Source organism: Polyangiaceae bacterium, from assembly GCA_020633235.1.
Taxonomy (GTDB): Bacteria; Myxococcota_A; Polyangia; order Polyangiales; family Polyangiaceae; genus JACKEA01.
Genome location: JACKEA010000001.1, coordinates 587,928 through 599,806 on the forward strand (window position 1 = coordinate 587,928; position 11,879 = coordinate 599,806).

At 67.9% G+C, this 11,879-nt stretch carries 10 protein-coding genes; 5 read left to right on the plus strand and 5 right to left on the minus strand.

The genetic code is table 11. From position 1 onward, the window contains the following. The first annotated feature begins 34 nt into the window (after window positions 1-34). Window positions 35-619, plus strand: coding sequence for a hypothetical protein (locus H6717_02570; GenBank protein ID MCB9575900.1), 585 nt, complete (start codon window positions 35-37; stop codon window positions 617-619). Window positions 620-651: 32 nt separating this feature from the next. On the opposite strand, the gene H6717_02575 is transcribed toward H6717_02570, so the two are convergent. Then, window positions 652-1,281: a lysoplasmalogenase gene (locus H6717_02575; GenBank protein MCB9575901.1), complete on the minus strand. Its 630-nt coding sequence runs from the start codon at window positions 1,279-1,281 to the stop codon at window positions 652-654. A gap of 150 nt (window positions 1,282-1,431) precedes the next feature. Between H6717_02575 and H6717_02580 the strand changes: the two genes are divergently transcribed. Continuing rightward, window positions 1,432-2,565 (plus strand): hypothetical protein, encoded by a 1,134-nt coding sequence (locus H6717_02580; protein ID MCB9575902.1) that lies wholly within the window; start codon window positions 1,432-1,434, stop codon window positions 2,563-2,565. 62 nt (window positions 2,566-2,627) lie between these two features. Next, complete coding sequence (locus H6717_02585; protein MCB9575903.1) at window positions 2,628-4,457, plus strand: PQQ-binding-like beta-propeller repeat protein; 1,830 nt, start codon at window positions 2,628-2,630, stop codon at window positions 4,455-4,457. Window positions 4,458-4,542: 85 nt separating this feature from the next. Here H6717_02585 and pgsW read toward each other — a convergent pair whose 3' ends face one another. The 3 genes from pgsW to pgsB are packed head-to-tail and all read right to left on the minus strand — an operon-like array spanning window position 4,543 to window position 7,336. Beyond that, the gene (pgsW, locus tag H6717_02590; GenBank protein ID MCB9575904.1) at window positions 4,543-5,685 is read right to left on the minus strand and encodes a poly-gamma-glutamate system protein; all 1,143 of its coding nucleotides are present in this window, start codon (window positions 5,683-5,685) and stop codon (window positions 4,543-4,545) included. Next, entirely contained in the window at window positions 5,682-6,137 is a 456-nt protein-coding gene (gene pgsC, locus H6717_02595; GenBank protein MCB9575905.1) for a poly-gamma-glutamate biosynthesis protein PgsC, read from the minus strand. The genes pgsW and pgsC overlap by 4 nt, the downstream gene beginning before the upstream one ends. Next, the gene (gene pgsB, locus H6717_02600; protein MCB9575906.1) at window positions 6,137-7,336 is read right to left on the minus strand and encodes a poly-gamma-glutamate synthase PgsB; all 1,200 of its coding nucleotides are present in this window, start codon (window positions 7,334-7,336) and stop codon (window positions 6,137-6,139) included. Before pgsB ends, pgsC begins: the two co-directional genes overlap by 1 nt. A gap of 168 nt (window positions 7,337-7,504) precedes the next feature. Between pgsB and H6717_02605 the strand changes: the two genes are divergently transcribed. Together H6717_02605 and H6717_02610 are read left to right on the plus strand one after the other, a co-directional pair. Further along, complete coding sequence (locus H6717_02605; GenBank protein ID MCB9575907.1) at window positions 7,505-8,608, plus strand: DUF2332 family protein; 1,104 nt, start codon at window positions 7,505-7,507, stop codon at window positions 8,606-8,608. Between the two features lie 489 nt (window positions 8,609-9,097). Further along, window positions 9,098-10,351, plus strand: a complete 1,254-nt coding sequence (locus H6717_02610; protein MCB9575908.1) for a right-handed parallel beta-helix repeat-containing protein — start codon at window positions 9,098-9,100, stop codon at window positions 10,349-10,351. Window positions 10,352-10,471: 120 nt separating this feature from the next. Here the strand turns inward: H6717_02610 and H6717_02615 are convergent, their stop codons facing one another. Next, entirely contained in the window at window positions 10,472-11,860 is a 1,389-nt protein-coding gene (locus tag H6717_02615) for a hypothetical protein (GenBank protein MCB9575909.1), read from the minus strand. Window positions 11,861-11,879 lie beyond the last annotated feature (19 nt).

The window sequence follows — 11,879 nt, forward strand, 5'->3', positions numbered from 1 at the left end:
CATCAAGTCCGGGGCTTCGCCACCATCCGGGGCCGTGAAGACGCCCCTCGCTCTGTGCCTGGTACTCGCCACGCTGGTCGGTTGTAGCAAGGAGACCAAACCGTCTCCGGAGCCCGCGGGCCCCGCAGCCGCCGAGCCGTCCGGCGGAGTGGGAACCCAAAAGGCCGACATCACCTGGACCGATGCCAAGGGCTTCGAGCGCTTGCCCTCCGCGAGCGCCATGCGGGTCGCCAGCTACAAGTACGCTGCGGTGAAGGGCGACAAGGAGCCCGCGGAGCTGGCGGTGTTCTACTTCGGCCCCAGCATGGGGGGCAGCGTGGAGAGCAACGTCGAGCGCTGGCTGGGTCAGTTTCCGGACGTGGACAAGAGCACCGTCAAGCGCAGCGACCGCAGCATCCACGGGATGACGCAACACATCGTCGAGATCGACGACGCCACGTATCAGAGCGGCATGCCCGGGGGGGCCAAGACGGCGAAGGAGCACTTCGGCTTCGTGGGCGTGATCGTGGAAGCGCCCACCGGCAATCACTTCTTCAAGCTCACGGGTCCCAAGGCCACGGTGGCGGCGGCGCGAGCCGGCTTCTTCCAGATGATGGATTCCGTCCGAACCAAGAGCTGACGTCTGCTTTTGTTGGGGCGGCGCGATGCCCGTCAGCGGCCCGCCTGGGAGGCGAGCAGCAGCTGAGCAAAGAAGTACAGCGGCAAGCCCCAGACGCGATTGGCGAAGCCCGGAGCCACGAAGCGATCGCGCGCCACGGATAGGTCCGAGAGGTAGAACGCGACGGCACCGACGAGGAGCGCCCAGCTCCGGTGCTCGGAGGCGGCGCCCGCCGCGAGCGCGACCATGGTGGTGATGACCAGCACGTAGGCGACCACGGGAACGCGCATTGGGCGCTCCACGTGGGGCCAGAGCCAGCGCAGCACGAACGTTGCGGCGACAGTCCCGGCCACGGCGGTGATGGCCGCCGCGCTCGCCCGCATGCCGGCGAGGGCGAAGGCGACGGCATAGGCGACGTGCCCCAAGAGGAACGCGACCAGCCCACCCAGGAACGCGGCCTTGCTCTTCGGGATCAAGAGCACGTCCCCCGCGGCCGCGAGCACCAGCCCCAACACGAGGACGCGGCCGAAGGTCGAGGACAGGCCGCCCGCGGCGATGCCGGCAGCGACGAAGGTCAAGGCGGCGGCGGGCTTGAGCAGCCACTCGAGGCGCGGCCGGTTCGCGTGGTGGGCGCCCAAGAGCGCGGCGACGAGGACCGCCATCAGCACCCACAACGGAAGCATTGCCCATCGGATAGCACGAAGGTGTGGCGCCCACGCCTCAGGATCGTCCGTCGCTGCGGCGGTCGCGCCCCGCGCCCCGGGGGCGGCGTCGCGGGATCGAGTTGGCCCGTGGATTGCACTTGGCGGCGCATCCTTGTGAAGGACTCGAACATGTTGCGACGGACTTGGGTGATCTTGGCGGCCTGCGCGCTGCTCGTCGCGTGCGGCAGTGACGACAGCAACGGCATTGGCGGCGCGAGCGGCGCGAGCGGCACTGGCGGCGCGAGCGGCACTGGCGGCGCGGGCGGCGCGCCGACGTGCGCCGGCGCGATCCAGCCGAGTCACATCACGACCGTCACGAAGAGCCCCAACTACGGCCCTCCGCAGCTCTTCCGCGTCGGTTCCACGGTCTACATCACGAACCACGTCTCCAAGACCTGGCTCCACTGGACCGGTTCAGCCTGGAACGAAGCGCCGATCCCGTGGCCCAGCGCGATCGCCGGCGCCGCCGTCGACACGCTCTACGGCAAGGCACCGGTTCCCCTGGCCAGCGGCGGCGAGCTGTTCATCGCCACCCTCTCGAACAAGCGCTACCTGACGGCCTTCGACGGCCAGAGCTTCAGCGCGCCGCTCGAGATGCCGACCCTGAGCAACGTGTACGGCATCACCCGCACGTCCGATGGGCAGTACCACGTGCTGGCCGGCCAGAAGCTCTACTCCGGCGACGCCCAGAGCGGCTGGGGCCCGGGAACACCGGCGCCGCTGCCGTCGCTGCCCACCATTTCCTACGCGGTGATGACGGCGACGGCGAGCGATCGCATCGTGATCGCCTACGCCTCCGGCAGCCCGCGGCACCTGTTCGTGTACAGCAAGGCTCCTGGCGGCGCCTGGACGGCGCCCCAAGATCTCACGCCGCAGTGGGCGGTGACGGCTCAAGATCCGAAGATCGTCGCTCCGGTGGGGGGTGGCGTGGTGGTCGCCGTGAACGGCGCCAGCACCAACTACGTGGTGCCCGCGGTGTGGAACAGCGCGGACGGGCTGAGCTTCACGGACATGGATCCCCAGAGCACGCTGCTCGGCCCGGTGGAGGAGCTGAGCGCGGATTGCTTGGACTCTCCGCTCCTGATCTTGGGCAGTTTGGTCCAACACAACCTGTACGCTCGCAGCGGCAACGGCTTCTTCAAGCTCGACACCAAGAGCTGGAGCTACATCGACGGCTCGAGCGCGCGTCAGCTGCCCGACGGCAAGACGTTCTGGGCCATCGGCTCTAGCGGCGCGCTGCACGAGTACCGCGCCACACCGTGACATCACCAAGGCTCCACGAGGCGTGCACGGTTTCTCCCCGGGACGCCTGACAGCATCAGGGCATGCAAGAGTGGCAGCCGCCCCCATCCTCGCCCTTGCCCGTTGCCCTGGCGCTGATGGGTACCTTCGCGCCGCTCCTGATCCTCGGGTCCGACCCCGCGATCCAGGCCGAACGCTTGGCGTGGGCGCTGGCGGCCTCGCTGCTCGCGGGCCTGGTCTCCGCGAGCGTGGGCGTCGCGCTCAGGTCCTCCAACCTTTGGCTTTCGTTCTGGGTGATGGGGGCGTCGCTGGGCACGGCCTTCGGCACGCTCGTGGCGTGTGCGACCTTCTCCGCGGCGGGCTCGCTGCTCGTCTTGGTCGTGCCCATCGCCTTCGGCTGTGGCGTCGCGCTCACCTTCGCCTCCGCGGGAGTGTTCGCCGCGCACCGCCGAGCGCTGGCGACGCGTGCGGGATCCATGCTCCAGGAGCTGGATCGTTCGTGGGTGCTCACGGCTGCCTTTCTCTCCCTGGTGTTGCTGGCGTTCGTCGTGTCCGTGGTGTTCCATCCGACGCACGTCGTGCTACTCGTCTCGACGGGCGCCAGCGCCGGCGTCGTGCTCGGCGTCTTGCTCCGGCGGCGCCGCTTCGAGGCGCTCTCGGCCGTGGTGCGTCGAGCCGGAGCGATGCTCGACGAGCGAGACGCCGGCGTGGAGCGGGTCGATCTCGGCGTGGGGGACGAGCGCTACCTGCTCCGTGACGCCGGCGATGCCTACCGCAGCCCTGGCGTCCGGCCCGAGGTCGTCCTCGGGTCCCTGGCCCAGGCCCATCGTCGTGCGCGCCGTCTCCGCCGGCTGGACGCCGTCGCCGCCGCTGCCGCGGTCTCCCTGTCGCTGTTCGTCGGTCTCTCCGCTTTCCTCGAGCCGCCGTCGCGCGCGCTCGAGGTCGCGACTCGGCCGCCCGCGGTAGCGCTGCCATCGCCGCCGCTCGCCACGGGCTCCTGGTATCCCGGCCAAGCGCCGCTGCTCATCGACGTGAATCACGACAGTCGGGACGACGTCGTGAGCTTGCGCTGGCAATCGTCGAGACCCGAGAGCGCGCTATCCATCGCCGCCCACGACGGCGCATCGCTCGAGCCGCTGTGGGTCAGCGACCCCGTTCCCAGCCAGTGGATGAGCGCGGACACCCGTCTGGTGCAGAGCGGCAGCGCCTTGTTCCTGACCACCTCCGAGCACCGCGTGTATTTCTACGACGTGCGCACGGGGCATCCGCTCCGGGAGCCCAAGAGCGTCGACTCGGTGGCCTCGCTGTGCGTGCCGCCCAACGATGAGGCTGAGGTGTGGCTCCTGGACGCGGGCGCTTGGTCGAAGAAGCGCCCCGGGCTGCTCCTTGCTGCCCACGGAGGCGACGTCGTCGCGTCGCGTCCCCCAGACTGCCGCCCCGCGGCACGCGCGCTCGGTTCTCTCCGGCAGTGGGATGGCCGCTGCCAGAAGAAGCTACAGTCCAGAGAGGGGCTGTCGGGCAGTGCGTTCTTCAAGCAGGACACGATCGGTCTCGCAGTGGACGGCACCGGCCCGGTTCCCCTCGCGGTCGGCTACGATCCCGCGACGTGCTCTCAGCGGTGGCGCTCCTCGCTGCTGCTCTCGGAGGAGGAGCCGCACCAAAGCCCCCGCTTGTCTTATCGCCTCGACGGCAGCGAGCTCTTCGTGATGTACCAACTGGCCAGCGGTGCATGGACCGTCGGCGCGCGCGACGCGCAAAGCGGACGCATCTCGTGGCAGCAGTCCCTGCCCCAGGCGGAGCGTGGCACCAACGTGGAAGCGCTGTTTCCGGCGGGGGATCGCGTCTACGTCGCTCGCGACTGGCGCCTCGACGTGCTCGACGCCGGCGATGGACGCTACCTCGGCCGCATCTGACGTCCGCAACGGGCCGGGGCTCGCGCCGGACCAACACCCAAATGCCCAAGGGGCAGCAGCATGTCGGTGCGCCGCGGAAACGCCCTCACACCATCTGTTGCGGCTGCTTGCCCTTGTCCTTCCGGCGCACGCGCAAGATGCGCAAGCCCACGTCCAAGCGGATGAACGCGAGCATCACGAACAGCACCAGCAGCACGCCGCCGCCCGCGAGCCAGCGGTTGTACTCCGCCTTGGAGTAGACGGCGCCTTCGCCGATCTTGGGGCTGGCGTCCGAGTCCGCGCGGATGCCGTATTGTTTGGCGATGTGCGCGATGGACGAGAGGTGGATCACCGGCACGCCGCGCTCGGAGTAGCGCAGCATCACGGAATCGACGATGCCCTCGCCGCGGGGCGGTTCCAGGTTGAGGCCGGGGTGGAACTGCTTCTTGCCGACGTGGGTGCCCACGGAGGCGGAGCCGCCGCCCACGTTGATGTAGGCCTTGATCGGGTGGTTGCCCGCCTTGGAATCGTAGATCTGCATGCGCCGCTCGATGGCGTCCACCAGCGACGACGAGTCCACGCGCTCGAGGCCGTTGCGATCGATGGCGGCGTCGATCAAGCCGCGGCCCTCTTTCGACAAGCCGAAGCCGCGGTCGTCGATGCCGCCGCGGGAGGCGGCCACGGAGCGGAACGAGAAGAAGCCCTTGTCGTACAGCAGGTGCTCCATGTCGATCCAGGTGAGCGATGGATCGTTGGCGCCCCACTCGGAGCCCGACACGCTGGCCACCACGATGGGGTGCAGCTCCAACGTCTGCATGGCGGCGAACGCCGAGATGCACAGCGCGGGGAAGGAGCCGCTGACGCCCACGGCCACCGTGTCCCCGCTCTCCACTCCGGCGCGCTTGAGCATGTGCACCAGCACGGCGGCAAAGTTCGGGTTGGTGCTGGCGCGCTTGGCGTCCAGGTAGCCCGTGTTGCTGGTGATGGGCGTGATGGGGAAGCCGAGGAGACCCGTCTGATGAGGGTCGGCCTCGGGATCGATGACGTAGCCGCGCTTGAGCCGCTCCGTCTTGATGGCCTTCATGGCGTCCAGCGACAGCCGCGAAGCCGCGAGCTTCTCTCCGTACCAGCGCTGGCGGCGCACCACCGGAAAGCGCTCCACGGCGAGCAGGGAGATGACCGCGACCAGCGCGATCATCACCAACGCCGGACGCGACACGCCCGGCGGCCGCCAGTAGACGCGCTTCATCCGCGGAGCTCCGGCCCCACGATGATCACCAGGATCAGCCGCACCACCACCGAGGCGGTGACCAGCGCGGCCAGGGTTTCCACGATGCCCTGGCGATCCAGCCAGATGGCGATGAGGCCAGGGATGATGAAGCCGATCACCGTGAGCTCGTTGCCATCCACGTGGCCGATGCTGCCAGCGGAGAAGCGCACCGCCATGCCCACCAGGTAGCCGACCAGGATCATGAGCACCGTGCGGCGGCGGCCGTACACGATGGTGAAGGACGACAGCGTGTGGACGATGGCGAAGGTCGCGAAGCCCGCGCCGATGGTGAGGGCCACGTCTATCGGGCGCGTGAGGTTCAGCGCCAGGTAGCCCGGCACGATCATACCGCCGGCGGCGATGCCGAACATTTCGGTGAAGAACAGGCTGATGGCGAGGCCGATGCCCACGCTCAGCGGCAAGAGCTCGATCATGATCGGAGTTCCGAGGGGTGCGAACGATTGCGGAAGTAGCGCGTCAAAGGCAAGCCTTCCCCGCCGATGTTGCCCATGCCCATGACCAGGGCGGTGCCGTTTACCAGACCGACGATCTGCTCGAACAGCTCTTCCACGCCCAGATCTTCGGCGAACACCAGCCGCCCGGAATCGATTCCCTTCTTCATGGCCGCGCGGGCGAAGAGATAGGTGCCAGTGCCCATCAACACCACGTGATCGGCGGGCTGCCAGCTGGAGTAGTCCTCGCCGAGCTGCATGCTGCGGTCGGGGCGATCCGCGCGGCAGTTGAACACCGCGATGCGAGTGGAGACCTCGGGGTGGCGCGCGAGGGCTTGGTTCCAGAGCTGCTGGGTGCTGACCGGGTCATTGGCGGCGAATCCGTTGACGAAGATGATGTGGCGACCGAAGAAGTCCAGCTTGAACTCCGTGAGGGCGCCGGGATCCGGCGGCGTCTTCCACATGCCGCGCAACGCGGCTTCGCGGTCCAGCCCGAGGTCTTCACACACCTTCAGCGCGACGGCGACGTTGTCCGGGTGCTCGTTGTAGGCGAAGGGCTCGAGCTCCTCCGCGGTGACCTCGGCGACGTCGTCCGGGCCCACCGCCACCAGTGTGGTGTTGCGATCCTCGGCGGCCAGTCGCAAGGGCTCGAGCTCCTTTTGCTCCGCGGTGTACAGCTTGCCGTCCACCGGCGTCATGCCCGCCAGCGCCCGCGCCACGTCCGTGTCCGAAGGGCCCATCACGTCCAGGTGATCCGGGCGCGCGTTGGTGATCACCGCGTGCGTCGCGCGGATCATCTTCATCTCGCACAGGGCCTGGAGCTCCGGCTGCAGCGCCATGCACTCCACGATCAAGGCTTCGGCGTCGTGCGCCGCGGCCGTCGCCACGATGCGCTTCTGCTCGATGACGTTGGCCCCCGCCGGGCGGAAGATGGGCAGCTCGCGGCCGTCCGGCAGGATGAAGCGCGCCAGCGTGCCCGTGGTCTTGGCGCAGGTGCGGATGCCGTTCTCCCGCAGCGCCGACGCGATCAGCCGCGTGACGCTGGACTTGCCCCGCGTCCCGTTCACGTGCACGCGAATGCGGATCTTCGCGAGGTTTCGCTTGTGGAACGTCAGCTCGAGGACGCCGGCGACGATGAGCGCTACCGTAATGAGCACGAGGAGCTGAACGCCGGTCATGTGGGGTCGAGCGCGGAGGCTACCACAGGGCCGGATCGCCGCTAGAGGGAGCAGAAGGGGGTTGGTCCGCCGCGGAACCTCGCGGCCCCGCCGGCGCGGCGGTGGCCCCGAGCGCTTCCGACGAACCCCGTCTGGCCAGGTTTCGGAGAGATCGAGTACGGTCCACATTTGAACGAAGAGATTCGAGGTTCGGAGGGCGTCGAGCGCGATCTCCAGCTGCAGATCAAGCTGCTGGGCACCCGCGTCCCCGCCTACACGCGGCTGTTGCGAGTCGTCTTGCAGCGCATCAGCGGGCCCAAGAGGGACAACGCCTTCCACCAGCGACTGGAGTCCGCCTGGCACAAGCGCAGCTTCGAGGCGTACTACTCGCGCCCGCTCCTTTTGCTGGCGTCCGTGCGTGCCGACGTGTTGACGGACGGCGCCACGCACCCGCTTTGGCCGGCGCTCGGCGAGGGAGCCTCGGACCCCGCTGCAGTCACACCAGAGGCGGTGATGGATGCGCTCAGCCCGCGCCGACTCGGGGTATGGATGTCGCTGCGCACCCGCTTCGTGCAGACCAACGAGGTCAGCCGCGCCATCACCTGGAGACTCCCGGCCGCGCTCGCAGGCGCCGACGGCGGGGCACGGCGCGTGACGCTGCTGGACGTGGGGGCCAGCGCCGGGCTCAACCTCGTGGCGGACCGGCTCGATCTGTCGTGGATCGATCAGCATGGGCGGCCCGTCCCCGCAGCGCGTCGCGTCGACGCCCCCCTGCGGCTCGGCCTCGACCGGTCACCGATCGACGTCGCCGACCCCCGCGAAGCCGCGTGGCTCCGCGCGTGCGTGTGGCCGGGCGAGGACGTGCGGTTGTCCCGACTCCAAGCCGCCATCGAGGCGTTTCGCTCCGCGCCCGAACCCCGCCCCCGGCTCGAACGCGCCAACATCGCCAGCCTCCGTCGCATCCTCGCCGAGGTCGGACCCCCCAAGGACGACGGCCTGATGATCATCTATCAGACCCTGGTTGGGGGCTACCTCTCGCCCGAGGAGCGAAGCGACCACGAGGCCGCAATGCGGCACTTCATGGAGTCGGGACCCCAAGGGCAGATCTTGTGGGCCGAGCTCGAGGTGCACGGTGACCCCGACGGGTCCGCCGAGCCGGCACGACTGCGCGTCTACGCGTCCGCGAACGGCAGCCTTCAGGCGTTCGACCTGGCCACCACCGGCTACCACCCCGAGCGCCTCGTGCTCGATGCCCGCGCCGTGACCGCCTTGTCGTCGGTCGTGGCTACGTGATGGATGCGTGACCGCTGCCGTTGCTGCGGCGCCTTGTCCAACGGAGTGATACGCTCGCGACCGTCGGGTGCTCTGTGGCTTCAACAGCTACTTGTTGGGGTTGGGGTGGCGCGCTCGCGCACTCTGAGAAGGGCGTTACCGATGAAAAATCAAAGAAGAGCGCTTTGGACCGCGTGCATCGGTATCGGCGTGCTGCTCATGTCCGCCGGCTGCGGCGACAGTACGGAAGGTGGCGGGGCCGGTTCCAACTCAGGGGGCGCCGCAGGTGTGACCGGCGGGGTGGGAGGCACGAGCACGAGTGGTGGAAGTAGCGGAGTCGGCGGAGGAGGCGGCGGCGGAACACCCGGCGGAGGAGGCATCGGCGGAGCAGCCGGTGCCACAGGTGGCGCCGGAGGAACCAGGGCTGGAGAGTGCAGCGTCCAATTCGCCGATCCGTTGGGCTACCCCAAGCCGCGCTGCCTGAGCCTACTGCTGCCTGATGCCGCCGGCGTGTCCAACACCTACTACGTCGACATGACGAACGGATCGGGTTCGAGTTGCACGCAAGCAGCGCCCTGCAAGTCGCTGAGCGACGTTACGGGGAAGCCAGGGACGAACGGCGGGCCGGCCATCATCCATTTGAAAGGCGATGGGTATTTGCAGCTGACGAACAGCCAGCTGGCTGGCGCACCCGGCAAGGAAATCGTCGTGCGACCCTGGCCGAACGACACGACACTTGCGACGATGAAGGCCCAGTCCGGCTGCAACGTGTCAGACGCGAATACGATCGCGGGCGCTAGCACCCACCATGTCGTGTTCGACGGCGGACCGGACATGCTGTTCCGCTTCGTGGGAAGTGGCTGCTCCGGCAGTCAAAACGGCTACACCCTCGTGGTCAAGAGCGACGACATCACGCTCTGGCGCGTGCGAATCGACGCCAATCAATCTGCCGGTCCGGCGCTGGGCCCCGGAGCGGGCAGCGGCACCCACATCCACAACTTCCGCTTCATCAATTCGGAAATCTACAACGCCGGCAGCTACTACGGCGTTTATGCAGGCGGGGGTACGGGTTGTTCGGCAAAGGACACGTGGCTTACGGACATGGAGTTTCGCAATAGCGTGTTTCGTGAAATTGACGGGCGCGGAATCCAGATCGAGCCGCGGGCAGACTCGAGCGGTCTGATTGTCGACGGCAACGCGTTTCACCACATCGGCTACGCCAGTTCCGGCAACCAGAGCATTTCGATGGCTGTGCAACCGGCCGGCGCTTGCGGCGGCGTCACCGACAACGTGGAGATCTCGAACAACATCGCCTGGGATCTGGGCGGCGGATTTGCCCTCGTGGACTATGGCCTCGCCGACGCGTCCCACTTCAAGATCATCAACAACACGGTTTGGGACTACGCCAACGCGTCTCCAGTCACGTTGAACAGCCACGCCATCACCGCGAGTGTCGATGGCTACAAGGCCGAAGTGCGAAATAACATCCTGCTGGCTCCCGCCAACGGTGGCGTCAATCCGCTGAACCGCGCGAGTGGCTTCACGTCGAACGACAACCTGTGTGAACAAGGGTCTGCTTGCGGCTCCGGCGGCTTGACTGGTAGCGCGGATGCGATCTACGTCGCCGTCGACCCCAACTCCGCGACCTTTCTCTTCCCGAAGGGCAACGCACTGGGCAACGCCGTGCTTCAGCCGGGGTTCGAGCTCGACTACTTCGGCGTGATGCGCAGCGACGCAATCGACGTGGGAGCGATCGAGCAGTAGGGCCACAGAAGCCTGCGCGCTCGACGCCGTCGCGCTTCGCCGGCTCGCCCCGTATCCAAGCGCAAGGCCCGCTGGCTCGAAACCCAGCGGGCCTTGCGTGTCACAGTCGCTCGGCGAGGCTCACCAAGGAAACCACTCGCGAGGCATGCGCTGCCACTCCGTGGGGCGGCGCGGGTCGCCTTCCGGCAGCACCAGACTGCCCACGAAGTCGGCGTGCTCGTACACGCCACCGATGCTCTTGGCGATGCCGTCCAGGTCCTTCTCGTCCACCACGCCGTTGCTGGTGGCCTTGTAGAACTGCACCGTGATCCGGATCGGGAAGCGATCGTCGCGCTCGAGCCGGAGGCCGCCACCCTCTTCGAAGGGGCCGCGGTTCTTTCCGTGGCCGAGCACGGCCTGCTCCACGTCGCTCTTCTCCATCTTCATCGAGCCGCCAGCAGCCATCTTGGGCGCAGGAGCCGCGGCGGGCGCGGCCATCTCTTCATCAGCCATCGCGGCGCCGTCCGTGGGCAGGCCGCCCAGGTAGCCGCGGTTCTTGTGCTTGAGCGGAACCTGGATCAAGAACAGCGCGTCGGAGCCGCGCGAGAGGGCGCTCTTGTCGTCGGCGGACTTGGGGCCGCCTTGGGCCTGGATGCGCTGCTTGACGTCGCTCCGGCGTTCCGCGGTGAAGGCGGCGCGCATGCCCTCGTTGTTGAAGTACAGCTCCTGGCCCCAGCCGCGAGTGCCGCTCTCCTCCGGACGATTCTCCACGATGCTCATGCTGGTGCCCTGGCGGGTGACCAAGATGGCGAGCACGGCGGGAGAGCCCGGAGCGGACTGGTAGTTGAAGACCACCGGGTTGAACTCCGCCTTGCCCTTCTTGGGGATGGGCAGGAACACGGCCTGGGCGCTGACCAGGAAGTGCGTGTCGCGTTTGGCCAGCAGGTTGCCGCTGCCCTCGATGCTCCAGGGCTTGGAGGCGAACTTCTTGATGTTCTTGAGCACGTCCGTCAGCGGCACGCTCTTCAGGTGACGCTTGTCGCGGTGGTTGCCGACGCGCACGAAGAACTTGTCGGCACGGACGTCCCCGGTACGATCCGAGAAGTTGGGGAAACGAATCACCGGCATCAAAGCAGTGGTGTCGCGCGCGTCTTCCGACTCCCGGTAGCGCACCTGCAGCGTGAGGTCGGAGATGTTGGGGCCCAGAGACGAGCCCTGGGCGCGGCCCGTGTCCTCCCACATCACGTTCAGGACATCGAGACCACGTCGCTGAGCCCCCGCGCGCACGTCGCTGTCGTTGACCATGCCGACGACCTTGGAGACGACGCGTGGGTAGCTCGGATCGCCGATGATGCCCCAATCCCCGTCGTCGTCTCCGCTCTCGGGATCGTCACCAGTGGCGATCACATTGCCGTCGCCCTTGGCGACCTGGTTCTGCCCACCCGTCGCCACCGCCTGGTTCTCGCGGGTGGCGGAGCAGGCCGCCGCCAGCGCCAACAGAGTCATCCCGAGTGCCGTGATTCGCTTCATCTTTCGTCCTTCCTGAGGT

Excerpts from the sequence above, each read along its gene's own strand:
- H6717_02575 (MCB9575901.1), bottom strand. The coding sequence starts at position 1,281 with ATGCTTCCGTTGTGGGTGCTGATGGCGGTCCTCGTCGCCGCGCTCTTG.
- H6717_02580 (MCB9575902.1), top strand. The coding sequence starts at position 1,432 with ATGTTGCGACGGACTTGGGTGATCTTGGCGGCCTGCGCGCTGCTCGTC.
- H6717_02585 (MCB9575903.1), top strand. The coding sequence starts at position 2,628 with ATGCAAGAGTGGCAGCCGCCCCCATCCTCGCCCTTGCCCGTTGCCCTG.
- pgsW (MCB9575904.1), bottom strand. The coding sequence starts at position 5,685 with ATGAAGCGCGTCTACTGGCGGCCGCCGGGCGTGTCGCGTCCGGCGTTG.
- pgsB (MCB9575906.1), bottom strand. The coding sequence starts at position 7,336 with ATGACCGGCGTTCAGCTCCTCGTGCTCATTACGGTAGCGCTCATCGTC.
- H6717_02615 (MCB9575909.1), bottom strand. The coding sequence starts at position 11,860 with ATGAAGCGAATCACGGCACTCGGGATGACTCTGTTGGCGCTGGCGGCG.